Source organism: Streptomyces sp. NPDC059679 (genome assembly GCF_042734105.1).
Classification (GTDB): Bacteria; Actinomycetota; Actinomycetes; order Streptomycetales; family Streptomycetaceae; genus Streptomyces.
In genome coordinates this window covers 1-25,718 of the sequence record NZ_JBHWES010000010.1, presented here as the reverse complement: position 1 = coordinate 25,718, position 25,718 = coordinate 1, and the positions used below count along the sequence as shown (strand labels likewise).

Annotated in this window: 17 protein-coding genes and 1 pseudogene; 14 read left to right on the top strand and 4 right to left on the bottom strand. The window is 72.4% G+C overall.

The features are described from left to right. Positions 1-112 precede the first annotated feature (112 nt). Complete coding sequence (locus ACFV2X_RS13925) at positions 113-1,315, bottom strand: hypothetical protein (protein WP_385615602.1); 1,203 nt, start codon at positions 1,313-1,315, stop codon at positions 113-115. A gap of 299 nt (positions 1,316-1,614) precedes the next feature. Between ACFV2X_RS13925 and ACFV2X_RS13920 the strand changes: the two genes are divergently transcribed. The 11 genes from ACFV2X_RS13920 to gatB all read left to right on the top strand — a co-directional run bounded on the left by ACFV2X_RS13920 (position 1,615) and on the right by gatB (position 16,861). Continuing rightward, on the top strand, positions 1,615-4,470 hold the full coding sequence (locus ACFV2X_RS13920; protein ID WP_385615599.1) for a BTAD domain-containing putative transcriptional regulator: 2,856 nt from the start codon (positions 1,615-1,617) through the stop codon (positions 4,468-4,470). A gap of 111 nt (positions 4,471-4,581) precedes the next feature. Next, entirely contained in the window at positions 4,582-5,271 is a 690-nt protein-coding gene (locus tag ACFV2X_RS13915) for an SDR family oxidoreductase (RefSeq protein ID WP_385615596.1), read from the top strand. A gap of 66 nt (positions 5,272-5,337) precedes the next feature. Next, complete coding sequence (locus ACFV2X_RS13910; protein ID WP_385615593.1) at positions 5,338-5,787, top strand: MarR family winged helix-turn-helix transcriptional regulator; 450 nt, start codon at positions 5,338-5,340, stop codon at positions 5,785-5,787. Positions 5,788-5,920: 133 nt separating this feature from the next. Continuing rightward, positions 5,921-7,381, top strand: a complete 1,461-nt coding sequence (locus tag ACFV2X_RS13905; protein ID WP_385615591.1) for an MFS transporter — start codon at positions 5,921-5,923, stop codon at positions 7,379-7,381. After that, the gene (locus ACFV2X_RS13900; protein WP_385615589.1) at positions 7,378-8,430 is read left to right on the top strand and encodes a methionine synthase; all 1,053 of its coding nucleotides are present in this window, start codon (positions 7,378-7,380) and stop codon (positions 8,428-8,430) included. The genes ACFV2X_RS13905 and ACFV2X_RS13900 overlap by 4 nt, the downstream gene beginning before the upstream one ends. A 15-nt stretch (positions 8,431-8,445) precedes the next feature. Continuing rightward, positions 8,446-10,632, top strand: coding sequence for an NAD-dependent DNA ligase LigA (gene ligA / locus ACFV2X_RS13895; RefSeq protein WP_385615587.1), 2,187 nt, complete (start codon positions 8,446-8,448; stop codon positions 10,630-10,632). Between the two features lie 371 nt (positions 10,633-11,003). Continuing rightward, positions 11,004-13,172 carry a putative bifunctional diguanylate cyclase/phosphodiesterase gene (locus ACFV2X_RS13890; protein ID WP_385615585.1) on the top strand — a complete coding sequence of 723 codons (2,169 nt, stop codon included), beginning with the start codon at positions 11,004-11,006 and terminating at the stop codon, positions 13,170-13,172. Between the two features lie 134 nt (positions 13,173-13,306). Further along, positions 13,307-13,603 (top strand): Asp-tRNA(Asn)/Glu-tRNA(Gln) amidotransferase subunit GatC, encoded by a 297-nt coding sequence (gatC, locus tag ACFV2X_RS13885; RefSeq protein ID WP_089510982.1) that lies wholly within the window; start codon positions 13,307-13,309, stop codon positions 13,601-13,603. Between the two features lie 5 nt (positions 13,604-13,608). Next, entirely contained in the window at positions 13,609-15,102 is a 1,494-nt protein-coding gene (gatA, locus tag ACFV2X_RS13880) for an Asp-tRNA(Asn)/Glu-tRNA(Gln) amidotransferase subunit GatA (RefSeq protein WP_385615583.1), read from the top strand. Next, the gene (locus ACFV2X_RS13875) at positions 15,099-15,338 is read left to right on the top strand and encodes a hypothetical protein (RefSeq protein ID WP_089510980.1); all 240 of its coding nucleotides are present in this window, start codon (positions 15,099-15,101) and stop codon (positions 15,336-15,338) included. Before gatA ends, ACFV2X_RS13875 begins: the two co-directional genes overlap by 4 nt. 14 nt (positions 15,339-15,352) lie before the next feature. Beyond that, positions 15,353-16,861, top strand: coding sequence for an Asp-tRNA(Asn)/Glu-tRNA(Gln) amidotransferase subunit GatB (gene gatB, locus ACFV2X_RS13870; protein WP_385615580.1), 1,509 nt, complete (start codon positions 15,353-15,355; stop codon positions 16,859-16,861). A gap of 84 nt (positions 16,862-16,945) precedes the next feature. Here gatB and ACFV2X_RS13865 read toward each other — a convergent pair whose 3' ends face one another. After that, a complete protein-coding gene (locus tag ACFV2X_RS13865) occupies positions 16,946-18,421 on the bottom strand; it encodes a M81 family metallopeptidase (protein WP_385615579.1) in 1,476 nt (491 codons plus the stop codon). Positions 18,422-18,565: 144 nt separating this feature from the next. Continuing rightward, positions 18,566-19,846: an MFS transporter gene (locus tag ACFV2X_RS13860; RefSeq protein WP_385615577.1), complete on the bottom strand. Its 1,281-nt coding sequence runs from the start codon at positions 19,844-19,846 to the stop codon at positions 18,566-18,568. Positions 19,847-19,901: 55 nt separating this feature from the next. On the opposite strand from ACFV2X_RS13860, the gene ACFV2X_RS13855 reads away from it, so the two are divergent. After that, positions 19,902-20,897 (top strand): helix-turn-helix domain-containing protein, encoded by a 996-nt coding sequence (locus ACFV2X_RS13855; protein ID WP_385615574.1) that lies wholly within the window; start codon positions 19,902-19,904, stop codon positions 20,895-20,897. 220 nt (positions 20,898-21,117) lie between these two features. Beyond that, positions 21,118-23,469, top strand: a complete 2,352-nt coding sequence (locus tag ACFV2X_RS13850) for an MMPL family transporter (RefSeq protein WP_385615572.1) — start codon at positions 21,118-21,120, stop codon at positions 23,467-23,469. Here the strand turns inward: ACFV2X_RS13850 and ACFV2X_RS13845 are convergent. Beyond that, positions 23,360-24,328, bottom strand: a pseudogene (locus ACFV2X_RS13845) (ArsR/SmtB family transcription factor); the annotation flags it as partial. The gene ACFV2X_RS13850 and the pseudogene ACFV2X_RS13845 sit on opposite strands and share 110 nt — an antisense overlap. Before the next feature lie 95 nt (positions 24,329-24,423). Between ACFV2X_RS13845 and ACFV2X_RS13840 the strand changes: the two are divergent. Then, positions 24,424-25,623: an MFS transporter gene (locus tag ACFV2X_RS13840; RefSeq protein ID WP_385615569.1), complete on the top strand. Its 1,200-nt coding sequence runs from the start codon at positions 24,424-24,426 to the stop codon at positions 25,621-25,623. The last annotated feature ends 95 nt before the right edge of the window (positions 25,624-25,718 follow it).

Here is a 25,718-nt window from a genome sequence, read left to right as displayed (position 1 = left end):
GGGGTCTTCTGGGGGGCGCGGGGGGGGCCCGCGTGGCCCCCCCGGGCCCTTTCCCCGCGGGGCGGGGGGCCCCGGGGGGGGGGCCCCACGCACCCGGACGACGGGTCGCGGCTCAGCGGCCCACCACGTACACATGGCGCTTGCGCGGGTACTCGCCGAGCCCCCAGATGCCGTCCCGGTCCCCGTCGTAGCTGAGGTCCTCGGGGCCGATCGAGAGGTACCCGTGCCGCATGGGTGTGATTCTGCCGCGTCGGGACCGGTACAGACTTCCTCGGTTGTTGGGGCCATCGCTGACCGAGAAGTAGTACCTGCCGTCCACGCTGACCGCCCCTTGGACCTTCAGACGGTTGAACGTCCGCTGTCCCACGGCCTCTTCGGACGTGATGGAGCTGGTTTGGGGGTTCATGTACCAGCGCACGACCCGGCACTTACCACTGCGGCGGAACTCGCTCACCAGAAGGGAGGGCTGCGCGGTCGAGTGGTCCACCGAGACCTGGGAGTAGATGAGTGCCGCTCCCGCGTTGTCGTAGGCGCGGCTCTGCGGGAGCACGTACTGGCAGTCGTACGCGTAGTACTTCTTGTCCATGGCGCGGTAGCCGCACCAGTTTTTCGGCGGCGTGGCAACCTTGAACATCTGGTTGACGTTGAACACGCGCAAGCCGCCGCGCGTGTCGGCGAGGTAGAGCCTGTCCCCGTACCAGGCGATGCCACCCGCGTGGACCCCGACGGGTGAGAAGTCATACGGCTCACCGGCGGACTTCTTCGGCTCCACCAGCAGGACGTGGCGGTATCGCGGCCTGCTCGGGACGGTCACATCGACGAAAGTGACGCGCGCCCCGCGGTTCCAGATGGCGCCCTTCGCGTACCAGGACACCAGGACCGCCCGCTTCTCCGCGTCCGTGTTCGTGCCCGGAATGGGCCCGTGGTAGGCGTCGTAGCTGCTGGACACGCCTTGCGGATACCACTGCCCAGTGGTGCCGTCGTTCTTCTCCGGGTCCCAGCCGAAGGAGTATGCGAGCCTGCTCGGCTTGGTCCCCGCGGGCCAGCGTGGATTCGCCACTGCCTTGCGGTCCGCGTTCCGCAGTACTTCCTGGACCAGGGGTGCGGCAGCGAGCTCGTTGGCGAGGCCGGCGATCGCCGAGGGATAGGTGTAGCTGGTCGGCTCCAGCGGGTGCTCGCGCATCGACACCCGGAATTGGGACGCCGCCGCGGAAGAAGCCGCTTGCGCCGTGGACGGAAGCACCAGGCCGCCGGCGGCCGCGGCGAGCGGAGCGGCGGATAGGCCGCGGAGAAGTGTTCGACGTGTCACGTCCATGGCAGACGCATCCCCCATTCGGTGTTCGGGCGGGAATTCGGTGGAACCCCGCGCCGGTCCACGCCGTACGCGCCGGTTCGGCATCCGCCGGGGCGGTTCCGCGGGCCCAGGCCCGTGCGCCGCCGCGCCGGGGTGGCGGGGCGGCGGCGCACGGGTGAGGGGTGTCGGCACCCGCCCCCCGACCGGGCACCGCACAGAAGAGTCTTTCGGGCAGGCGTTGCGTGAACCTTGTGCAGAGCTTGAACCTGCTGGTCGGATGGACCGTCACAAGGCAGGCTGTTTCCACGGGTGGGGGCGAAATGGCGGTCAGGTTCGGGTTATTGGGGGGCATCGAGGTCTGGGTCGACGATCGGCCGCTGGACCTCGGACATGTGCGGCAGCGGTCCGTTCTGGCGGCGCTGCTCGTCGACGTCAACCGTTCGGTCTCCGTCGATCAGCTCGCGGACCGGGTCTGGGGGGACCGGCCGCCGCAGCGGGTCCGTACGGCGCTGTACAGCTATCTGTCGCGGCTGAGGATCGCTCTGTCGCCAGCCGGGGTGGGGATCGGGAAGGCGGCGGGGGGCTACGTCCTGGCGGCCGAGGCGGCGGTCATCGATCTGCACCGCTTCCGTGAGCTGGTCGGCGAGGCCCGCGGGGCGGCCGATGGCGTACGGGCCGAGGCACTGCTGGAGCAGGCGCTCGGGCTGTGGCGCGGCGATGCCTTCGGCGCGATCGACACGCCCTGGTTCAACGCGCTGCGCGACACCCTCGGCCAGGAGCGGTTCGCGGCCGAGCTGGACCGTAACGACGCCGCGCTGCGCCGCGGGCGCCACGGGGAGCTGCTGGCCGGGCTGTTCACCCGGGCCGGGGAGCGGCCGCTGGACGAGCGGCTGGCGGGGCAGCTGATGCTCGCGCTGTACCGGTGCGGCCGCCCGGCCGAGGCGCTGGAGCACTTCCGGCGCACCCGGCACCGGCTGGTCGACGAGCTGGGCATCGGCCCCAGCCAGCCACTGGAGCTGTTGCACCAGCGGATTCTGGAGGCGGACCCCGCGCTCGAACCGCCTTTACCTTCTGCGCCGCCTGAACACTCCGCGCTCCCGTCCGCCCCGCCCCGCATCCCCGTACCCCGTCAGCTCCCCGCGCCGCCGCCCGCCTTCACCGGCCGCGCGCGGGAGCTGCTGCGGCTGAGCGAGGTGTGCGACGTGCGTGCCGAGGCCGAGGCGGGCGGCGAGACGGTCGTGATCTCGGCGATCGGCGGGATCGGCGGGGTCGGCAAGACCTGGCTGGCGGTCCGCTGGGCGCACGAGAACATGGCGCGGTTCCCCGACGGGCAGCTGTACGTCAACCTGCGAGGCTTCGACCCGGCGGCGGAACCGGTGCCGCCGCCGGTCGCGGTCCGGGGCTTCCTGGACGCGCTCGGCGTCGCGCCCGACATCATCCCCGTGGACCTGGACGCGCAGACCGCGCTGTACCGCAGCCTGCTGGCGGGCCGGCGCGTGCTGGTCGTACTGGACGACGCCCGCGACGCCGGGCAGGTGCGGCCGCTGCTGCCCGGCAGCCCCGGCTGCACCGTGCTGGTGACCAGCCGTTCCAGGCTCACGTCCCTGGTCACCACGCACGGCGCGCTGCCGCTGCCGCTCGACGTCTTCGGGCCGGCCGAGGCGCGCGAGCTGCTGGTGTGGCACCTGGGGGCCGGGCGGGTCGAGGCCGAACCGGACGCGGTGGAGGCGCTGTTGGAGCACTGCGCGGGCCTGCCGCTGGCTCTGGGGATCGTGGCCGCGCGCGCCGCCACCCACCCCGAGCTGCCCCTCGCCGCGCTCGCCGAGGAGTTGCGGGAGACGGCGACCCGGCTGGACGCGCTGGACACCGGCGATCTGACGGCCAATCTGCGCGCCGTCTTCGCCGCCTCGCACCGCGCCCTCTCCGCCCCGGCGGCCGAGCTGTTCGGGCTGCTGGGCCTGGCGCCCGGCCCCGACATCGACCTGTCCGCCGCGGCCGCCCTCGCCGGGCTCGGCGCGCCCCGTACCCGCGTACTGCTCGGCGAGTTGGAGGCCGCGCACCTGGTCCAGCGGTACACCCCGGCCCGCTACCGGATGCACGATCTGGTCCGGCTCTACGCGGCCGAATGCGGTCAGGCCGCCGAGCCTGGGCGGGGTACGGAGGCGCTGCGGCGGCTGGTCGACTTCTATCTGCACACCGCCTTCGCCGCCAACAGCCTGGTGGACGGGCCGAACACGCCGTTCCGACCCGAGCTGGACCCGCCCGCGCCCGGCTGCGTCCCGGTCCGTCTCGAGGACCCCGGCGCGGCCCTGGACTGGCTCGGCGCCGAACACGCCTGCCTTCTCGCCGCCCAGCGGCTGGCCCTGAAGCAGGAATGGCACAGCCCGGTCTGGCAACTGGCCTGGACGCTGATCTCCTACCACTGGCGCGGTGCGCACTTCCGGGATCACCTCAGGGTCTGGCGGGCGGGGCTCACCGCCGCCGAGCGGCAGGGACATCCGCCCGCGCGGGCGCTCGCCCACTGGCGCCTGGGCCAGGCCGCCTCACACCTGGGACGGGGCGCCGAGGCCCTGGACCATCTCGGCCGGGCCCTGGCGGTGTACGAGGAGGCCGGCGATGTACCCGGCCAGGCCCATACACATCGCACCCTTGGCTGGGTTTGGGAGCAACAGGGCGACAAAGAGGCCGCGTTGAGCCATGCGGGCCAGGCCCTGCGCCTGTATGAAGGGCTCGGCAATCCGGTCTGGCAGGCGGGCCAGCTCAACGCGGTCGGCTGGTGCCACGCCCAGCTGGGCCGCTTCGAGGAGGCCCGCGACCACTGCGAGCGGGCCCTGGCGCTGTTCCGTGCCGAGGCCGGCCGGGGCGCCGGGGCCTCGACCCTGGACAGTCTCGGTTACATCGCCCACCACACCGGCCGCCATGACCGGGCGCTGGACCATTACGGCGAGGCCCTGGAGCTGTTCCGCGAGGCGGGCAACGCGTACGACGAGGCCGACACCCTCGCCCATATCGCCGACGCCCAGCAGGCCCTGGGCCGGGCCGAGGAGGCCCGGGAGAACCGGCTCCTGGCCCTTGACCTGTACCGCGCCCAGCGCCGTGACGCAAAGGCCCAGCACATCCAGGACCGGCTGGACGCGCGGTCGACCGAGCCCGATGGCACCTCCGGCACTGGCTGAGCGGCACTTCGAGCGACACCTCGGATGGCAGCCGGCATCAGAGGCGGGTGAACGTAGGCGGGGCGACCTGCCCACCCCGGAGGGCCCGGCCCGGTGCGGCATGCTGGGGGCATGGGAACGCATCTGATCACTGGAGCAGGTTCGGGTATCGGCGAGGCCGTGACCGAGCGGCTGGCCGAGCGGGGCGAGGAACTGTGGCTGCTGGCCCGCGACGCCGGGCGGGCGCGGGAGTTGGCGGGGCGCTTTCCCGGGGCCCGTACGGTCGTCGGTGACCTGGCGGACCCGGACAAGCTGTCGTGGGCGTTCGGGCATCAGGAGCTGCCCGAACGGCTCGACTCGCTGCTGCACATCGCCGGGGTGGTGGACCTCGGCGAGGTCGGTGAGCTGACCCCCAAGCTGTGGACCCGCCAGCTCGCCGTCAACCTGGTCTCGCCGGCCGAGCTGACCCGGCTGATGCTGCCGCAGCTGCGGGCGGCGCAGGGACATGTGGTCTTCGTCAACTCCGGAGCCGGGCTGCGGGCCAACGCCCAGTGGGGTGCGTACGCGGCGAGCAAGCACGGGCTCAAGGCGCTGGCCGACGCGCTGCGCTGGGAGGAGAGCGGCAACGGGGTGCGGGTGACGACCGTCTATCCGGGGCGTACGGCGACGCCGATGCAGGTCAAGGTGCATCAGCAGGAGGGCAAGGACTACGACCCGGAGCGCTGGATGACGGCCGGGTCCGTCGCGACCACGGTGCTCACGGCCCTCGATCTGCCGCGCGAGGCGGAGATCACCGATCTGTCGGTGCGGCCGCTCGCCTGACACATGTGCGCGTGGAGCCCCGATACGTACGGCGGCGTACCGCGCCCGCCGACGTACGCTGACCAGGTGAGCAGCGAAGCCGAAGCGAGCGCGACCGCCGAGCGGGCGGGGTGCGGGGTCAGGGAGATCCGGGGGCTCGTCACCGAGCTGTCCCGGCGGATGGACGCGCACCGGCGCAGCCGGATCGCCGAGTTCGGCCTCACCCCCACTCAGGCGAAGGCCCTGGAGGAGCTGGGGGAGCCCAAGACGGCTCGGGAGCTGGCCGGGGTGCTGTGCTGTGAGCCGCCGAACGTGACGTATGTGATCGACAAGATGGAGAAGCAGGGGCTGGTCGTACGGCAGCCGCACCCCACGGACCGCAGGGCCAAGCAACTGGTCCTGACCGACGCGGGGCGGGAGCTGCGGTTGGATCTGCTGCGGCGGATGGGGAAGGACTCGCCGCTTGACCACCTGACCGACGAGGGGCGTCATGAGCTGCGGACGCAGCTGCTGAAGGCGCTCGACCGGGTGGGGTAGGCGGGAAGGCGGCTCGGGAGGCAAGGCCCCTGGGAGTCTCGCGGTGCGGGTCCCGGGGGCCTTCGTATGCCGTCAGTAAAGTTATAGCTGTATCTATTGCAGCTGTAATGGATACAGCTATAAGTTTTCGCGCATGATCACTCGTACGGAGAGAGCACGGCAGAGGCAAGAGGACGCGGCACAGCACGCGGGGACGGAGCGGCCGGGCGTGCAACTCCTCGCGCTGGCCCTCGGGTTCGTGATGGCGACCCTGGACGTGACGATCATCAACGTCGCCGGGCCCCAGCTGCGGTCCGGCCTGGAGCTGTCCCTCTCCGGCCTCACCTGGGTCGTCGACGGCTACGTCCTCGTCTTCGCGTCCCTGCTGCTGCTCGCCGGGTCACTGGCGGGCCGCTACGGGGCGCGGCGGATCTATCTGGTCGGGCTCGGGCTGTTCACCGCGGCCTCGCTGGTGTGCGCGGTGGCCCCGGTCGCCGGGGTGCTGGTGGCCGGGCGGCTGGCGCAGGGGGCCGGGGCCGCGTTGTTCATGCCGAGCTCGCTCACCCTCCTCATGAACGCCTTCCCGGGCGGCCCGGAGCGCACCCGGGTGCTGGGCCTCTGGTCCGCGATCGTCTCGACGGCGGCCGGAGTGGGCCCCGCGGTCGGCGGGCTGCTGGTCGGCGGGCTGGGCTGGCGCAGCATCTTCCTGGTCAACCTGCCCGTCGGGCTCGCCGCCCTGGTGCTCGCGCGGCGCTATGTCGCGCCGCTGCCCGGCCGCCCCATGCCGCTGGGCGGGGCAGGGCACGCGCTCGGTCTGGTCGCGCTCGCGGCGCTCGCCTACGGCCTGATCCAGGGGCCGGAGACGGGGTGGGGCGCGACGCCGGTGCTGGCCGCGTTCGCGGTCACGCTGCTGGCCGGAGCCGCCTTCGCGGTACGGGAGCGGGCCGCGGGGACGACGGCCCGGGTGCTGCCCGGCGAGCTCTTCGCAGGCGCACACTTCTCGACTGCCAACGCCGTCGGCTTCCTCTTCAACCTTGGCTGCTACGGCGCGATGTTCGTGCTCGGGCTCTTCCTCCAGAACGCGCGCGGCGCGAGCCCCATGGAGGCGGGCCTCCAACTACTCCCCACCCAGATGGTCTTCCTGCTCGGCAACGTCCTGTACGCCAAGGTGGGGCACCGGCTGGGCAACCGGGCCGCGCTCGCCGGGTCGCTGCTGTACACGGCGGCCGGGACGATCGCCCTCGCGGTCGTCATCTCCCCGGAGCTGCCCTATTGGGTGCTGGCCGTGATCCTGGGCGTCTTCAACACCGGCCTCGGCGTCGCCTCCCCGGCGATGACCGGCGCCCTCATGGACGCCGCCGGGCGCGAGCACGCGAGCATCGGCTCGGCCACGCTCAACGCGAACCGGCAGATCGGCACGCTGGTCGGCATCGCCGCCATGGGCGCGGTGCTCGCGGGCGCGGGCGGCTGGTACGCGGGCGTCGCGGCCTGCTTCGCGCTGGCCGGAGGGGCGTACGCGGCCGCAGCCCTGCTGGCCTGGTTCGGCCTGCGGGCGCCGCGAGCCGACGGAGCGGTTCACGTCGGAGGCCCCGCGGCTCGTACTCTTCCGGGGTGAGCGAGAAGAGCACCCCGGACCCGAACGACGCGAACGACGCGAACACCACCACCAAGCCGCGCTGGGGCGCGGGCGCCGCGACCGGCGTCGGGTCGATGCCGGGCGGCGACGCGCGGGAGGCCGCCAAGACCGTCACCGGGTCGCTGGAGACGCTGCCGTACCTGCCCGAGCTGCCCGCGCGCGGGCCCGGCGCGGACATGATCGGGCGGACCGCCGGGATGCTGGTCGAGGTGTACGCGCATGTGGAGCCGAGCGGCTGGCGGATCAGCGACCGCCCCGGGCGCGACACCCGGCGGGCGCGCGCCTGGCTGAGGGAGGACCTGGACGCCTTGGAGGAGTTCACCCAGGGCTACCAGGGCGCGCTCAAGGTGTCGGCCGTCGGGCCCTGGACCCTGGCCGCCGGGCTCGAACTGCGCGGCGGAGAGGCCGCGCTGAACGACGCGGGCGCCTGCCGGGACCTGACCGCCTCGCTCGCCGAGGGGTTGCGCGCCCATCTGGAGGAGGTGCGGCGCCGGGTCCCCGGGGCCCAGGTGGTGCTGCAGCTCGACGAGCCGGGCCTGATGGCGGTGGCGCGCGGGCGGGTCCGTACGGCCAGCGGCTACCGCACCTACGCGGCGGTGGACCGGGGCGTGCTGGAGGGGGCGCTGCGGGATGTGATCGCGGTGACGGACGGGCCGGTGGTCGTCCACTCGTGCGCGCCCGGCGTGCCCTTCGGGCTGCTGCGCAGGGCTGGGGCCACCGGGGTGTCGTTCGACTTCTCCTTGCTCACGGAGCGTGAGGAGGAGGCGATCGGGGAGGCCGTCGAGGGCGGCACCGCGCTGTTCGTCGGCGCGGTGCCGGGCACGGATGCCCCATTGTCGGACCCTGCCGGTAGCGTCATGGGTGTCAGGACGCTGTGGCGCAGGCTGGGGCTGTCACCGGGGACTCTTGCCGAGTCCGTGGTGGTCACCCCGTCGTGCGGCCTCGCGGGCGCCTCGCCCGCGTACGCGCGCGCCGCGCTGGCCCACTGCGTCCGGGCGGCGAGATCGCTCGCGGACAACCCTGAGTAACGGGAGGACGACACGGTGGCCGGCGAACAACAGTCGACAGTGCCCGCCGAGGCACGGGACAAGCACGCCAAGCTCGCTGAGCAGGTCGAGGAGCACCGCTTCCGGTACTACGTCAAGGACGCCCCGATCGTCAGCGACGCCGAGTTCGACCGCCTGCTGCGCGAGCTGGAGGCGCTGGAGGAGGAGTACGCGGAGCTCAGGACGCCCGACTCGCCGACCCAGAAGGTCGCGGGGGCGTACGAGACCGATTTCACGGAGGTCGAGCACCGCGAGCGGATGCTCAGCCTGGACAACGCGTTCGACGGCGAGGAGCTGTCCGGCTGGGCCGACCGCATCGTCAGGGAGCTCGGGGACACCGGGTATCACTTCCTGTGCGAGCTCAAGGTGGACGGCCTCGCGGTCAACCTCACGTACGAGCGGGGCCGGCTGACCCGCGCCGCCACCCGCGGCGACGGGCGCACCGGCGAGGACATCACGCCCAATGTGCGGACGATCTCCGTGATCCCCGACCGTCTCAAGGGCGACCGCATCCCGGAGCTGGTGGAGGTCCGCGGCGAGGTCTACTTCCCCGGGGCGCGCTTCGAGGAGCTGAACGCGCGCCTGGTGGAGGCCGGGAAGCCGCCCTTCGCCAACCCGAGAAACGCGGCGGCGGGCTCGCTGCGCCAGAAGGACCCCAAGGTCACCGCGAGCCGCCCGCTGCGCATGGTGGTCCATGGCATCGGCGCGCGCGAGGGCTTCGACATCGACCGGCAGTCGCAGGCGTACGAGCTGCTGCACGAGTGGGGGCTGCCGACCGCGGCCCACTTCAAGGTCGTGGATTCGCTCGACGCCGTCAGCGAGTACATCGCGTATTACGGGGACCCCAAGCGGCGGCATTCGCTGGAGCACGAGATCGACGGCGTCGTCGTCAAGCTCGATGAGATCCCGCTCCAGGGGCGGCTCGGCTCCACTTCGCGGGCGCCGCGCTGGGCCATCGCCTGGAAGTTCCCGCCGGAAGAGGTCAACACCAAACTGGTCGACATCCGGGTCGGTGTCGGGCGGACCGGGCGCGTCACTCCGTTCGCCGTGGTCGAGCCGGTCACGGTGGCGGGCTCGGAAGTCGAATTCGCGACTCTGCACAATCAAGACGTCGTCAAGGCCAAAGGCGTGCTGATCGGCGACACGGTGGTGCTGCGTAAAGCGGGCGATGTCATTCCGGAAATTGTGGGGCCGGTGGTCGATCTCCGGGACGGCAGCGAGCGGGAGTTCGTGATGCCCGCCGAGTGCCCGGAGTGCGGCACTGCGCTGCAGCCGATGAAGGAGGGCGATGTCGATCTGCGCTGCCCCAACGCCCGATACTGCCAGGCGCAGATCCGCGAGCGGGTCTACTACCTCGCGGGCCGCAAGTGTCTGGACATCGAGAATTTCGGCTATGTAGCCGCCGGGGCGCTCACCCAGCCGCTGGATCCCGCCGAACCGCCGCTGAAGGACGAGGGCGATCTGTTCGATCTGAAGGTCGAACAGCTGCTGCCCATCACGTCGTACGTACTGGACCCGGACAGCGGACTGCCCAAGCGCGACCCCAAGACCGGCGAGGAGAAAGTCGTCACCTTCTTCGCCAACCAGAAGGGCGAGCCGAAGAAGAACACCCTCGCCATGCTGGACAACATCGAGGCGGCCAAGCAGCGCCCGCTGGCCCGTATCATCACCGGCCTTTCGATCCGTCATGTCGGGCCGGTCGCGGCGGCCGCGCTGGCCCGTGAGTTCCGCTCGCTGGACCGGATCGCCGAGGCGAGCGAGGAGGAACTGGCCGCCGTGGAGGGCGTGGGCCCCACCATCGCGGCCTCGGTCAAGCAGTGGTTCGCCGAGGACTGGCACCGCGAGATCGTGGAGAAGTGGCGCCGGGCCGGAGTGCTGCTGGAGGAGGAGGCGCCCGAGGACGAGGGGCCGCGTCCGCTCGAAGGGCTCACCGTCGTGGTCACGGGCACCCTGCAAACGCACACTCGGGACGGGGCGAAGGAGGCGCTGCAGAACCGTGGTGCCAAAGTCGCGGGTTCCGTTTCGAAGAAGACAGATTTTGTTGTTGTCGGCGACAATCCAGGATCGAAGTACGACAAAGCCATGCAGTTGAAGGTTCCCGTGCTCGATGAGGATGGATTTGCGGTCCTCCTCGAACAGGGGCCCGAGGCCGCGAGAGAGGCTGCGGTGACGCCTGCGGAGTAGTGCCGCGCTGACAACCTGTGGAGTGGTGTGGAGTAGTACGGAGTACGGATGACTCGGCATGACTCCGTATCACCCACATGACTCCGCATCACTCTCCATCACCCACATGACTCCACATCACCCGTCCGGCGGAACTGTCCGGTGGAGTACCGAGCGGGTTCCGGTCCAACCTGGCCGGAATACGACCGGGAGCACTTCCCGGGCATAGCGAGCGGGCATCACCCTTACAGCGCATACCAGATGGTTATGGATCGTCGGGCGGCATTCGGGCAACCGTCGCCGATCGCCGCCCGGCAAAGCCATCTGCCGCCTACTGTTGATGGTGTGCGCCTGCCGTGGCGCTGGCACCGCCGGCTGTGAGAGGGACGGGTATGAAACCGACCGAAAGCGCCGCCCCGGCGTCGCGGCTGCGCCGGCTCGTAGTGCCCGCGCTGCCCGCCGCGGCGGTCGCCATGGCCGCTTTCGCACTCGGCATCGGGGTATTCCGGGTGCTCGACGCGGGCCATGCGCTCTTTCCCGACGGCACAGTGGGCTGGTCCCTCGCCGTCCTCACCGGAATCATCGTCGGCCATCTCGTCGCCATGGGCCGCGACCGCTGGTGGGGCGGCACCGGATCCGGCTCCGCATTAACCCTGGCCGCGCTGCTGCTGTTCGGCTGGCTCCCCGCCGGTCTTGTCAGCCTCGCCGTCGTCGTCCTGGTCGGCGCCGCCCGGCGGCACCGCTGGCGGCAGGCGGCGCTGCACGGCGCGGTCGACATCCTCGGCGTCGGCGCGGCCGCCCTGACCCTCGCCGCCTTCGGCACCGTCCCCACCGTCGAGCACCCCTGGCGGCCGGCGAGCTGGGAGATGTCCGCCATCCCCCAGACGGCCCTCGCCGCCTTCGGCTATCTCGCGGTCACCCGCGCCCTCCTCTGGTACTCCCTCGCCCCGCCCGGCGCCGGACTGCCCACCCTCGCCCGCACCGCCCTCGTCCGACAGGCCCTCGTCGGCATCGCACTGCTCGGCATCGCTCCGCTCATCGTCGTCGTCGCCGACGAGATGCCGCTGCTGCTCCCGCTGTTCGCGGTGCCCCTGATCGCCCTCGACTCCACGCTGTGGATCGCCCGGGTGCGCGCCGAGGAGCAGCTGCGCGACCCGCTCACCGGACTGCCCAACCGCCAGTGGCTGCTCGAACGCACCTGGACCGCGCTGGACGAAGCCGAGCGAAGCGGTACGCGCAGCGCCCTGGTCCTGCTCGACCTCGACCGCTTCCGCTCGGTCAACGACACCCTGGGCCATCTGGCGGGCGACCGGCTGCTCCTGCAAATCGCGGACCGGCTGCGGCTGGCACTGCCCGGCGGGGCGGAGGTCGCGCGGCTCGGTGGCGACGAGTTCGCGGTGCTGCTGCCCACCACCGACTCGCTCACCAGCGCCCAGCGCGCGGCCCGCAGCCTCGTCGGCGACCTCGGCTCACCGCTCGACCTGGACGGACTCACCCTCGTCCTCGAAGCCAGCGCCGGCGTCGCCGTCTACCCCGACCACGCCCTCGACGCCGAAGGGCTGCTGCGCCGCGCGGACGTCGCCATGTACCAGGCCAAGCGCGACCGCAGCGGCGTCGAGCTGTACGAGGCCCGCCGCGACGGCAACACCCCCGACCGGCTCGGCCTGCTCGGCGATCTGCGGCGGGCGCTGGACGCGGGCGACGTCGAGCTCCACTACCAGCCCAAGGTCGGCTTCGACGGCCATGTCGCCGGCCTCGAAGCGCTCGTCCGGTGGGTCCACCCCGACCGGGGTCGGGTGCCCCCGGACGAGTTCATCTCCATGGCCGAGACCTCCGGGCTGATGCCCCGGCTCACCGAGTACGTCCTGGAGACCGCGCTCGGCCAAGTCGCCCGCTGGCGCGCCGACGGCCTGGACGTACCCGTCGCGGTCAACGTCTCGCCCCGCGATGTGCACACCCCCGGCTTCGCCGGCGCGGTCGCCGGGCGGCTCGCCCGCCACGGCGTCCCGGCCGGCGCGCTGCAATTGGAGATCACCGAGCACGTTCTGCTCGAAGACCCGCAGCGCGCCGCCGACACGCTGGCCAGCCTCACCGGACACGGCGTGCGGATGTCCCTCGACGACTTCGGCACGGGCTACTCCTCGCTGGTCCATCTGCGGCGGCTGCCGGTGAGCGAGCTCAAGATCGACCGGTCGTTCGTGGCCCGGCTGGCCGTGGACAACGAGGACGCGGAGATCGTCCGCTGCACGGTCGACCTCGCCCATTCGCTGGGGCTGCTCGTCGTCGCGGAGGGCGTCGAGGACGACGAGACCTGGGAGCGGCTGCGGGATCTCGGCTGCGACGCGGTGCAGGGCTGGCTCGTCGCGGCGGCGATGCCGCCCGACGAGACGACGGCGTGGCTGCGGGCCCGCGGCGAACGCGGCTGGCACCGCGAGGACTCAACCCCACCCCCGACCACGCCCCCCGCCCCGCCCACGCCCACGGCCCCGGCCCCGACCCCGACCCCGGCCACCGCGACGGCCGCCCCGGCCGAAGAAGACGCGGATCAGCCGGTCACATAGCCGGTCACTCAGCCGGGCCGGACCCCCCCCGGGCGCAGCTCGGGGACGGGAAGGGGAAAGCGTTTCGCTCCTGGCGTGGCCGGAGCCATAGGATTGGGGCGAAAACTCTCCACACTCACCCTGAGGATCGCTGCATGCCTGGCATCACGCGCGAGGAGGTCGCCCACCTCGCCCGGCTGGCGCGTCTGGAGCTGAAGGACGAAGAGCTCGATCACTTCGCCGGACAGCTCGACGACATCATTGGCGCGGTCGCCCGCGTCTCCGAGGTCGCCGACCAAGACGTACCGCCGACCTCTCACCCGCTGCCGCTGACCAATGTCATGCGTCCGGACGTCGTCCGTCCGTCGCTGACCCCGCAGGAGGCGCTGTCCGGCGCCCCCGCCCAGGAGCAGCAGCGATTCAAGGTGCCGCAGATCCTGGGGGAGGAGTGACTCGCATGGCTGACCTGAACAAGCTCACCGCATCCGGCATCGCCGAGAAGATCGCCTCCGGCGAGGTCACCGCCGTCGAGGTGACCGAGGCGCACCTGACCCGTATCGAGGCGGTCGACGAGAAGGTGCACGCGTTCCTGCACGTCGACCGCGAGGGCGCGCTGGCGCAGGCCCGCGCCGTGGACGACAAGCGCGCCCGCGGCGAGGAGCTCGGCCCGCTGGCCGGTGTTCCGCTCGCGCTCAAGGACATCTTCACCACCAAGGGGATCCCGACCACGGTCGGTTCCAAGATCCTCGAAGGGTGGATCCCGCCGTACGACGCGACGCTGGTCACCCGCCTGAAGGACGCGGACGTGGTGATCCTCGGCAAGACCAACATGGACGAGTTCGCCATGGGGTCCTCGACCGAGAACAGCGCGTTCGGCCCCACCAACAACCCGTGGGACCTCACCCGTATCCCCGGCGGCTCCGGCGGCGGCTCCTCCGCCTCGCTCGCCTCGTTCCAGGCCGCGCTCGCGATCGGCACCGACACCGGCGGCTCGATCCGCCAGCCCGCCGCCGTGACCGGCACGGTCGGCGTCAAGCCGACGTACGGCGGGGTGTCCCGCTACGGCATGGTGGCCTTCTCCTCGTCCCTGGACCAGGGCGGCCCGTGCGCCAGGACCGTGCTGGACGCGGCGCTGCTGCACGAGGTCATCGCCGGGCACGACCCGCTCGACTCCACCTCCATCGACGCCCCGGTCCCGCCGGTCGTCGAGGCCGCGCGCAACGGCAGCGTGCGCGGTATGCGCATCGGCGTGGTGAAGGAGTTCAGCGGCGAGGGCTACCAGCCCGGCGTCGTGCAGCGCTTCAACGAGTCGGTGGAGCTGCTGCGCGAGCTCGGCGCCGAGGTCGTGGAGCTGTCCTGCCCGTCGTTCGACAAGGCGCTGGCCGCGTACTACCTGATCGCGCCGTCCGAGTGCTCGTCCAACCTGGCCCGCTTCGACGGTCTGCGCTACGGCCTGCGGGCCGGCGACGACGGTTCGCGGTCCGCCGAGGACGTCACCGCGCTCACCCGCGCGGAGGGCTTCGGCGCCGAGGTCAAGCGCCGGATCATGCTGGGCACGTACGCGCTGAGCTCCGGCTACTACGACGCGTACTACGGCTCCGCGCAGAAGGTCCGCACCCTGATCACCCAGGACTTCCAGCGCGCCTTCGAGCAGGTGGACGTGCTGGTCTCGCCGACCACCCCGACCACCGCCTTCCCGATCGGCGAGCGCGTCGACGACCCGATGGCGATGTATCTGGCCGACCTGTGCACCATTCCGGCGAACCTCGCGGGGAACGCGGCCATGTCACTGCCCTGCGGCCTGGCGCCCGAGGACGGTCTGCCGGTCGGCCTGCAGATCATCGCCCCCGCCCTGGCCGATGATCGGCTCTACAAGGTCGGCGCCGCGGTCGAGGCCGCGTTCGTCGACAAGTGGGGGCACCCGCTGCTCGAGGAGGCACAGTCACTATGAGTGCGATCAAGAAGGCCAAGAGCTTCAAGAAGTCCAAGCCCGGCACCTACCTGTCCATCGGCTCCGCGCTCTTCGGCGCGGTCAGCGTGGCCAAGCAGGTCAAGAAGGCCCGATCCGAGAACGACAAGCTGCAGCTGGTCGACGCGGTGGTCTCGGCCGCCGCGATCGTCACCACCGTCGCTCTGCTCGTCCGTGAGCTCAAGCGCATGGGCGACGACGACGTCCTGGCGGACTGAGAGGTTAGTTTTCTGTGACCGTCACTGAACTGGTGTCGTACGAGGACGCCCTCGCCGCCTACGACCCCGTGATGGGGCTCGAGGTTCACGTCGAGCTCGGCACCACGACCAAGATGTTCTGCGGCTGCTCCACGGCGCTGGGCGCCGAGGCCAACGCGCAGACCTGCCCCACCTGCCTCGGCCTGCCCGGCTCGCTCCCGGTCGTCAACGAGACCGGCGTCGAGTCCGCAATCAAGATCGGCCTCGCGCTGAACTGCGAGATCGCCGAGTGGTGCCGCTTCGCCCGGAAGAACTACTTCTATCCGGACATGCCGAAGAACTTCCAGACGTCGCAGTACGACGAGCCGATCGCCTTCAACGGCTATCTGGACGTCGAGATCGACGGCGGCGAGGTCTTCCGGGTCGAGATCGAGCGCGCCCACATGGAGGAGGACACCGGCAAGTCCACCCACGTGGGTGGCGCGACGGGCCGTATCCACGGCGCCCAGCACTCCCTCCTCGACTACAACCGGGCCGGTATCCCGCTCATCGAGATCGTCACCAAGCCGATCGAGGGGGCCGGGGACCGGGCCCCGGAGGTCGCCAAGGCGTATGTCGCGGAGCTGCGCGAGCTCATCAAGGCGCTCGGGGTCTCCGAGGCGCGCATGGAGATGGGCCAGATGCGGTGCGATGTGAACCTGTCGCTGCGGCCGCACGGCGCCGACAAGTTCGGCACCCGCTCCGAGACCAAGAACGTCAACTCGCTGCGCTCCGTCGAGCGCGCGGCCCGCTTCGAGATCCAGCGCCAGGCCGCTGTGCTCGGCGGCGGCGGCACGGTGATCCAGGAGACCCGTCACTTCCACGAGGAGGACGGCTCCACGACGTCCGGCCGGGTCAAGGAGGAGGCGGAGGACTACCGCTACTTCCCTGAGCCCGACCTGGTGCCGGTCGCGCCGTCGCGTGAATGGGTGGAGGAGCTGCGGGGCACGCTGCCGGAGCTGCCGCGGGTGCGCCGCACCCGGCTGCGCGAGGAGTGGGACATCTCGGCCCACGAGATGCAGTCCGTCCTCAACGCGGGCGCGATCGACCTGATCACCGCCACCATCGACGCGGGCGCGGACGCCGCGTCGGCGCGCAAGTGGTGGATGGGCGAGCTGGCCCGCCGGGCCAACGAGGACGGCGTCGACCTCGCGTCGCTGCCGATCACCCCGGTCCAGGTCGCGCGCGTATGCGCCCTGGTCGCCGAGGGCTCGCTCAACGACAAGCTGGCGCGCCAGGTCATCGAGGGCGTGCTGGCGGGCGAGGGCGACCCGGACGCGGTCGTCCAGGCCCGCGGCCTGAAGGTCGTCTCGGACGAGGGCGCGCTCGGCGCCGCCGTCGACGAGGCCATCGCGGGCAACGCGGCCATCGCCGACAAGATCCGCGGCGGCAAGGTCGCGGCGGCGGGCGCGCTGGTGGGCGCGGTCATGAAGGCCACGCGCGGCCAGGCCGACGCGGCCCGCGTGCGCGAGCTGATCCTGGAGAAGCTGGGCGTCCAGGGCTGAGCGGTATCGCTTGATATCGCTTGCGACGCACGCGGCGGGGTGTCATCCACACCCCGCCGCGTGCGTTTTCGCGTACAGGCACCCCTACAGCAGTTCCGGTGTGAGGTCCGGGGCCGGCATGTCGGGGTCGAAGGGGAACAGCGGGCGCTCCAGGTGGTGGTGGCCCAAGCGGGGGAGGTTCTGGTCGACGCTGCCAGGGGTGAGGGCCAGGTGCCAGTCGGCAGCCAGGTCGTAGAGCTCCGGGGCCGGACAGCCTGCCTTGACGACGAGTAGGTCGTATCCGCGCGGGTCCAACCCGCCGAAGTCCGCGCGGGTGCGGAACGGCTTGCGGCGGCTGACCAGGACCGTGGTCACCCCGCCGTGGCGTACGGCGGCCAGGGCGCCGCCGATATCCTCCGCCTCGCGTAGGGCCACGACCTCCCCGGTGAGCTCGTACGGCTCGTACGGGGCGTACGGGCCGCCGACCGACAGGCGCACCGTCGCGCCGACGCCCGCCGCGAAGCATCGCGCGACCGCCGCCGGGTCGGTGATGCCGGCGTGCAGTGCCGTGGCACGGCCGGTGGCCAGAGCCTCGTTGGCCAGTAGGCGGCGCAGCATGTACGCGATGTCACCCGCGCCGCCCGCCGCCGGGTTGTCGCCGGAGTCGGTGATCAGGAAGGGGCGGGCTCCGGAGGCGACGGCCGCTTCGACGCAGGTGTCGGCGTCGGCGGCGGGGGCGGGGAAGACGAAGTCGCGGCGCAGGTCCCAGTACTCCTTGGCCAGCGAGCGCGCCTGTTCGACGGTGAGGGCGGGGTCGTCGCCGGTGACGACGACGGCGGCCTTGCAGCGCGGTTCGTCGGCCCAGGGGCAGCCGGCCCAGACGGCCGCGTCCACGATGCCGTCCAGTTCCTCGATGGAGCCCAGCCGCCCGTACAGCGACTTGGCGGGTTCCAGCCGGGGGCTGGTGCGCTCGGCGGGCAGCAGGACGGGCACCTGCACCCAGGCCAGGTGGGGGCGGCCCCTGCCCGCGACGAGGCGTTCGACGAGCTTGCGGGCGGCGCGTTCGCGGGTCCCGGCGGCGGCGTCCTGGTGCGGGGCGAGGCGGTGTGCGGTGATCAGGTCCAGCCGGGTGGCGAGCCGGCGCGAGACGTTGCCGTGGGGGTCCATCGCGGCGGAGATCAGCACGCCGGGGCCGAGGGCATCGCGTACCGCGTCGGTCAGATCGGCCTCGGCGTCCTCCAGGCCGGTCACGCTCATCGCGCCGTGGAGGTCGTGGACCAGGCCGTCGAGGGGGCCTGCCTGCCGTATGCGGTCGACCAGTTCGGTCCTGAGGCGGTCGTACGCCTCCGGCTCGACCGGTCCGCCCGGCGGGGCCTCGGCGTGGACCAGCGGCACCCACTCCACCGGGCCGCTGAGCTCGCTGTCCGGCCGGGCCCAGGGGTAGCGGTCCCACAGCTCCGCGCCGCGGGTGACGCGGAAGTCGTCGTACCCGGTGCGGTGCGGGCTGAAGGTGACGGACGGGGCGCAGACGCCGCCGATACCGATGCGCGGGCGGCGGCCGGCGGGGGAGGGCGTGCTCATGCGTGTGCGGGTTCCTTTCCCGGCTCGCGCGGCGCGGCGGCGGTCAACAGCGCGGCAACCATCCCTTAGCGCAGCAAATCGCCTATGACGGAACAATAGCCGCGAACGCTTCGCTACTTCGCACACGTCACTCCGTCACATACGTCACTCCGTCACCAGGGGGCGGGAATCGTGCTGCGGGGGAAGGCCCGCCTGCTGCGGCAGTTCCCGGCGGGTGCGTACCGGGGAGAGGAAGACGGGCAGAAAGGCGAGCGCCAGCAGGCAGCCGCCGACCCACAGCGCGGGGCGCACCCCGGCGAACTGGCCGATCAGGCCCGCCGCGGCGGAGCCGATGGCGATCGCGCCGGTGAGCATGAAACGGAAGGTGGCGTTCATGCGGCCGAGGAGCGGGTCGGGCGTCAGACGCTGGCGCAGGCTGACGCCCAGGACGTTGTCGAGGCCGATCTTGAACGTGGCCAGCAGCCATCCCGCCCCGGCCGCCCAGATCCAGGGGCCCCGGCCGATGAGCGGGATGAGCAGCGCGGCCGGCGCCAGGCACACGCCGACCAGGGACAGGGCGCGACCGTAGCCGAGGCGCCGGGCGGCGGCGCGGGCGCAGCGGGCGCCGAGGAAGATGCCGACCCCGCCCACCGCCCAGTACGCGCCCAGCACCCCGGCGGACAGGCCGAGTTCGCGGGTGAACAGCACCGGGAGCAGGGTGTTGATCAGCTGCGAGCCGAGGTTGGTGAGGGACGCGGTGAGCGCGAGGGCACGCAGTTCCCGGTCGCGCAGGACGTGCCGCAGCCCCTCGGCGATCTGTGCCCACAGCCGGGCGGGCCGCCGCCCGGGGTCGGCCGGCGGCGTGGGCGTACGCCGGATGCCGGTGAGCCGGAGCGCCGAGGCGAGGTAGCACGCCCCCACGCTGACCACGGCGAGCGGCGCCGTGAGCAGCTGTACGAGCGCGCCGCCCGCGCCTCTGCCCGCCACATTGCCCGCGGCCTGGAGGCCGACCACCGCTGCGTTCGCCCGTACCAGCCCGTCGCGGCCGACGAGCTGCGGCAGAAAGCTCTGCGAAGCCACGTCGAAGAACACCGTGGCGCCGCCGTTCAGCAGGACGACGGCGTACAGCTGGTGGAGGGTGAGGGCGTCCAGCGCCCAGGCCACCGGCACGGACGCGAACAGAGCGGCCCGCGTCAGATCCGCGGCGATCAGCACCCGGCGGTGCCGCATCCGGTCCACCCAGGCCCCGGCGGGCAGGCCGATGACGAGGAACGCGGCGGTGCTCAGCGTGGCCAGGAGGCCGACCTGACCGGGGCTCGCGTCGAGGGCGGACACCGCGATCAGCGGGATGGCGACATAGCCGATGTTCGTGCCGAGCTGGCTGAGCGCCGTGGCCGTGAACAGGGTCCGGAAGTCGCGCAGCCGCCAGGGGGATTCCATGGACATGACGGGTACGTTGCCGGGGGCTGCGGCCGCGTACCAATGATTTAGCCTCAGCTGAATGAGGCACGAGCCGCGGGCCGCGGGCGACACACTGGAGATCGAGTTCTCGGCCGAGGACGTGGCCCGCACCCGCTTCGCCATATCCCCGCTGTGGGAGGTGGTGGCCAGCGTGCGCGTCCTCAAGGGCGCCGACGAGCACGGTATGCACCGGCGGTGGACCGAGCAGGTGCGGACCGGGCTCGCGGCCGCGCGGCTGGACCTGGCGCCGCTGTCCCGTCTGATCGCCGTGCCCACCGCGAGCATCCCCGGCTTCCTCGTGCCGCCGCCCACCACCCCGCAGCCCTCGCTCGAGGTGGAGCTGGCGGCGTTGCGCGCCACCCCGCCCCATTTGCTGCGGACGACATCAGCGGGGGCGGAGACGGGCGTCGCCGCGCTGCGCGAGGACCCCAGGCGCGGTCTCGACCGGCTGGCGGAGGTGATCGCCGGGTACTGGGAGGTGGCGCTCGCGCCGTACTGGCCGCGCATTCTCACCCTGTTCGAGAGCGACATCCTGCACCGGGCCAGGCGCTTCGCGGAGGGCGGCGCCCGGCGCCTGTTCGACGACCTCGATCCGCAGCTCACCTGGGACTCGGGCACCTTGCAGATGGCCCACCGCTGTATCCGCGGGGTGCGGCGGCTGGACGGGCGGGGGCTGCTGCTCGTCCCTTCGGCGTTCGTCTGGCCGCGGATCTTCTCCACCCTCGACAGCGCGGATTGGCAGCCCAATCTGCGCTATCCGCCGCGCGGTATCGGCACCCTGTGGGAGCAGCGCCCCCAGCAGTGCTCCGACGCCCTGGCCGGTGTGCTCGGCCGCACCCGCGCCCTGCTGCTGGCCGAACTGGCCGCCCCCGCCTCCACCACGGACCTCGCCCGCCGCATCGGCCTGTCCCCGGGCGGCGTCTCGCAGCATCTGACGGCGCTGCGCGCGGCGGGTCTGGTGAGCGCGCACCGCACCGGGCGGGTGGTGCTCTACGCGCGCACGAGCGTGGGCGAGGCGCTGGTGAGCGGCCGCTGACAGGTGGCGGACCTCATTCCCGTAAGCGGTGTGGGGAAGTCCACAAAGGGGACAAAGGATCTCTTCCGGGTGTCACAGTGCATGAGGAGTTCGCCGCCGGTCCAGGTCCCAGGCGCGCGGCGGGCCTTCATATGTTCATCAGTGCGTGCGTCGCCACGGGCCCGGCCCCACCCCCGCCGCGAGCCCGGGGGGTTCGGCGCGATACCCCGGAAAGCAGGCCATGGCCGCACTCGCCCGGTGGTGCCTCAGGCGCCGCTTCGTCGTCATCGCGCTGTGGCTGGCCGCCTTCGCGGGCGTATCCGTCGCGGCCGCGGTCACGGGGTCCGCGTACTCGAACGACTACGGCATCCCGGGCACGGACTCGGCGCGGGTCTCCGAGCTGATGGAGCGGGAGTTCCCGAAGCAGGCCGGGGACAGCGACACGATCGTCTGGCATACGGCGCGCGACGCGGGCACGGTACGCGCGGTGGATGTACGGCAGCACATGACGGCGGCGCTGGAGCGGGTCGAGAAGCTGCCCGGCGTCGTCTCCGTCGCCGGGCCGTACAACAACACTGATCGCGGCGCGGCTACGGCGCAGATCAGCGCCGACGGGCACACCGCCTACGCCACGGTCCTCTTCGACCGGCCCGCCGCAGAACTCGGCGAGTCCCAGGTCCGCGAGGTGGTCGACACCGTCCGTGCCGCGGCGGCCGACGGGCTCGAGGTGGAGATGGGCGGCGCGGGCATCGGCGCGGCCCAGCAGACGGGCTCGGCTCACCTCAGCGAGGCCATCGGGGTCGCCGCGGCCGCCGTCGTACTCTTCCTCGCCTTCGGCTCGCTCGCGGCGGCGCTGCTGCCGATCGCCACCGCGGTGGTCGGCGTGGGCACCGCGTACGCGGGCGTCGGGCTGCTCGGCCACGCCATGACCGTCGCCGACTTCGCGCCCATGCTCGGCACGCTGATCGGGCTCGGCGTGGGCATCGACTACGCGCTGTTCATCGTCACCCGGCACCGCCAGGGGCTCAAGGCCGGGCTGCCGGTCGACGAGGCGGCCCGGCGCGCGGTGGCCACCTCGGGGCGGGCGGTGATCTTCGCCGGGGCGACCGTGTGCATGGCGCTGCTGGGGATGCTGGTGTTGCGGCTGAGCTTCCTGAACGGAGTGGCGGTCGCGGCCGCGCTGACCGTTCTGCTCACCGTCGCCGCCTCGGTCACCCTGCTGCCCGCGCTGCTCGGGCTGATCGGCCCCCGCGCCCTGAGCCGCCGCGAGCGGCGCCGACTGGCCGCGCACGGGCCGCGGACCAGGGCCCGCGGCGGATTCGCGGCCCGCTGGTCGGCCCTGGTCGAGCGGCGCCCGAAGCTGCTCGCCGCCGTCGCGGTCGTGGTGATGCTGGTCCTCGCGCTGCCCACCCTCTCGCTCCGGCTGGGCACCTCCGACCAGGGCAACGACCCGGCCTCCGCGACGACCCGGCGCGCCTACGACCTGCTCGCCGAGGGCTTCGGACCCGGCTTCAACGGTCCGCTGACGCTCGTCGGCCGCATCGACGACGCCGCCGACCGGGTTGCCTTCGGCAAGCTCCCCGAGACCCTGCGCGGTATCGAGGGCGTCGCCTCGGTGAGCGGGTCCGTCCTGAGCACCAGCGGCGACACGGCGCTGATCACGGTGGTCCCCGAGACCGCCCCGCAGTCGCGCGCCACCTCCGAACTGGTCGCCCGGCTACGCGACCAGCTGGGAGGTGACGTGCTGCCGCAGGCCGCGCAGGCCACCTCGCTCAAGGTGTACGTCGGCGGGCTGACCGCGGGCTACGACGACTTCGCGAGGGTGATCGTCGGAAAGCTGCCGCTGTTCGTGGGCGTGGTCGTGGGCCTCGGGAGCATCCTGCTGCTGCTCGCGTTCCGCAGCATCGGCATACCGGTCAAGGCGGCGGTCATGAACGTGGCCGCCGTCGCCGCGTCCTTCGGCGTCGTCGTCGCCATCTTCCAGTGGGGCTGGGGGAGCGAGCTGCTGGGGCTCGGCCGGGCCGGTCCGATCGAGCCGTTTCTGCCGGTGATCATGGTGTCGGTGCTCTTCGGGCTGTCCATGGACTATCAGGTCTTCCTGGTCAGCCGGATGTACGAGGAGTGGCGGCGCACCCGCGACAACCGGGTCGCGGTGCGAGTCGGCCTCGCCGAGACCAGCCGGGTCATCAACTCCGCCGCCGTCATCATGATCGCCGTCTTCTCGGCCTTCGTACTCAGCGGCGACCGGATCATCGCGATGTTCGGCATCGGCCTGGCCGCCGCCGTCGCCCTGGACGCCTTCGTCCTCCGTACGCTCCTGGTGCCCGCCCTGATGCATCTGCTGGGCGGGGCCAACTGGTGGCTGCCGCGGCGGCTGGACCGGTGGCTGCCGAGGATCAGCATCGAGGCGCCGAGCCCCGCTGACCCGGATCCTGACCCTGATGACCCTGCCCCTGGTGACCCTGCTTCTGGGCCATCACCTGACCGCGCCCCTGAGCCGTCACCAATACCTCACCCGCGGCCGTCCGGTAGTAGAGCACCGACCGCCCCGCACGCCGCCGCCGCACCAGGTGGGCATCGAGCAGCACCCTGAGATGGCGGCCCACCGACCCCAGCCCCTGGCCGGTCAGCGCGACGAGCTGCGTGGTGCTCTTCGGGGTGTCGAGCAGGACGAGGACGGCCGCCCGGGCCGGTCCGAGCAGCTTGCCCAGTGACTCGGGCACCGAGGCCCCGTCCGCCTCGGCCAGCGCGCCCGAACAGGGATAGACCACCGCGTAACGGTGCGGAGCGTCCCAGGAGACCCAGCCGTGGTGCGGGGTCACCGGGACGAACAGCAGCCGCGCCCCCGAGATCTCCCGCGGCGGGTTGTCGTACACATTGATCTGCAGCCGGCTCTCCCCGAGCCACCGCATCCCCGGCCGCATGGCGTTCAGCACGGCCGCCCAGCCGCCCTGGCCCAGCCGCGCCGTACGCGCCACCACATCCGCCTCGATGATCCGCCGGCGCCGGGGCCAGGTGGGCAGCACCGTCTCGGTCCACACCCACTCCAGGACATCGGCGCACCGCTCCGCGAGATCGGAGCGGCGCAGCGGGTCGGGGAGCGGGCCGCGCAGCGATACGGCCAGATTGGCGCGGGCGGTCTCGGGCGGGGTCTCGCGGATCCGCGCCAGCTCCTCCTCGAAGCCCGGCTCGCCCTCGCCGGTGGGCGTGGGGGTGAGGAAGTCCGCGAGCCAGCGGTGCCCCAGGGCGGCCCGTACGGTCAGCGCGGTGAGCGGATCGCCGGCCAGCCGCGCCCGGTAGGCGGGCAGATGGGCGTCGAGCCAGGCGCGCTCGCCCGGGTGCCCGGCCACGCCCCGCTCCAGGGAGATCAGGCCCGCGATGGCCTCGGCGAGCGGTGAGACGACGAACCGGCTCCCGGCGAGCGTGTCCGCGTTGACCAGCCACCAGCCCATCGTTTCGCCCAGCCCGCCCCGTGGTTCCGCGTCATCGTTTCGCGTGCGCGCGAAACTGTAACGGCTACGGGCGGGGACCGCTGAGACTCCGGTCCATGCGCACCTACCGAGAGCTCTTCGCCGCACCGGAGTTCACACCGCTCTTCCTCACCGGCACCCTTCAGGTGGCCGGCACGACGGTGAGCGGCCTGGCCCTGGGCACGCTGGTCTACGCGGCGACCGGCTCACCACTGCTGTCCGCTCTCAGCATGTTCGGCCCCAACCTGGCCCAGGTGATCGGCGCGACGGTGCTGCTGTCGGCCGCCGACCGGCTGCCGCCGCGCGCGGCGATATGCGGCCTGGCCTTGTTCTTCGCCCTGGGCACCGCCCTCCAGGCGGTCCCCGGCCTGCCGCTGGCAGCTGTCTTTGCGGTCCTCCTGGTCCTCGGGGCGACAGCCTCGCTGGGCGGCGGGGTGCGTTCCGGGCTGCTCAACGAGATCCTGGCGCGGGAGGGCTATCTGCTCGGTCGCTCCGTGCTCAACATGTCCGCGGGCACCACCCAGATCTGCGGCTACGCGGTCGGCGGCGTCCTGGTGACGACCCTGTCGCCGCGCGGCACCCTGCTCACCGCCGCCGCCCTCCACCTCGCCGCCGCGGCCGTCGCCCGCTTCGGGCTCGGCCGGCGGCCGCCGCGCGCCGCCGGGCGGCCGTCGATCGCCGCGACCTGGCGCGACAACGCCCGGCTGTGGTCCTCCGCGCCGCGCCGCTATGTCTATCTCGCGCTGTGGGTGCCCAACGGGCTGATCGTCGGCTGCGAATCCCTCTTCGTCCCCTACGCACCCCGGAACGCGGGGCTGCTGCTGGCCTGCGCCTCCCTCGGCATGCTCGTCGGCGATACCCTGACCGGCCGGTTCGTACCGCCCTGGTGGCGGGAACGGCTCGGCGCCCCGCTGCGGCTGCTGCTCGCCGCCCCGTACCTGGTCTTCGCCCTGCACCCGGCGCTGCCGCTCGCGGCGGCCGCGGTCACCCTCGCCTCGATCGGCTTCGCGGCGAGCCTGCTGCTCCAGGAGCGGCTGATGGCCCTGACCCCCGAGGAACTGAGCGGGCACGCGCTCGGGCTGCACTTCTCGGGCATGCTCACCATGCAGGGCGTCGGGGCCACCCTCGCGGGCGCCGTCGCCCAGCACACCTCGCCCGCGACGGCGATGGCCGTGATGGCGGCGGCCTCCGTCGCGGTCACACTGGCGCTGGCCCCGGGCCTTAGGCCGGAGAGCCGCCCTAAGGCCCCTGCGGGGGACGGGGCCCAGGAGGCCTAATACTCCAGCCGGACTTCTCCATTCCTGCTGGTCAGCGGCCTGGGGGTGGGGAGTGTAGCGGGGTGGGAGCGGGTGTGGGGTGGTCTTTGCGTGGC

Bases quoted from the DNA above. Each gene is read 5' to 3' on its own strand.
- gatC (WP_089510982.1), top strand. From the start codon at position 13,307: ATGCCTGGCATCACGCGCGAGGAGGTCGCCCACCTCGCCCGGCTGGCG.
- ACFV2X_RS13865 (WP_385615579.1), bottom strand. From the start codon at position 18,421: ATGAGCACGCCCTCCCCCGCCGGCCGCCGCCCGCGCATCGGTATCGGC.
- ACFV2X_RS13920 (WP_385615599.1), top strand. From the start codon at position 1,615: ATGGCGGTCAGGTTCGGGTTATTGGGGGGCATCGAGGTCTGGGTCGAC.
- ACFV2X_RS13860 (WP_385615577.1), bottom strand. From the start codon at position 19,846: ATGTCCATGGAATCCCCCTGGCGGCTGCGCGACTTCCGGACCCTGTTC.
- ACFV2X_RS13850 (WP_385615572.1), top strand. From the start codon at position 21,118: ATGGCCGCACTCGCCCGGTGGTGCCTCAGGCGCCGCTTCGTCGTCATC.
- ACFV2X_RS13905 (WP_385615591.1), top strand. From the start codon at position 5,921: ATGATCACTCGTACGGAGAGAGCACGGCAGAGGCAAGAGGACGCGGCA.
- gatA (WP_385615583.1), top strand. From the start codon at position 13,609: ATGGCTGACCTGAACAAGCTCACCGCATCCGGCATCGCCGAGAAGATC.
- ACFV2X_RS13855 (WP_385615574.1), top strand. From the start codon at position 19,902: ATGAGGCACGAGCCGCGGGCCGCGGGCGACACACTGGAGATCGAGTTC.
- ACFV2X_RS13925 (WP_385615602.1), bottom strand. From the start codon at position 1,315: ATGGACGTGACACGTCGAACACTTCTCCGCGGCCTATCCGCCGCTCCG.
- ACFV2X_RS13915 (WP_385615596.1), top strand. From the start codon at position 4,582: ATGGGAACGCATCTGATCACTGGAGCAGGTTCGGGTATCGGCGAGGCC.
- ACFV2X_RS13890 (WP_385615585.1), top strand. From the start codon at position 11,004: ATGAAACCGACCGAAAGCGCCGCCCCGGCGTCGCGGCTGCGCCGGCTC.
- ACFV2X_RS13840 (WP_385615569.1), top strand. From the start codon at position 24,424: ATGCGCACCTACCGAGAGCTCTTCGCCGCACCGGAGTTCACACCGCTC.
- ACFV2X_RS13875 (WP_089510980.1), top strand. From the start codon at position 15,099: ATGAGTGCGATCAAGAAGGCCAAGAGCTTCAAGAAGTCCAAGCCCGGC.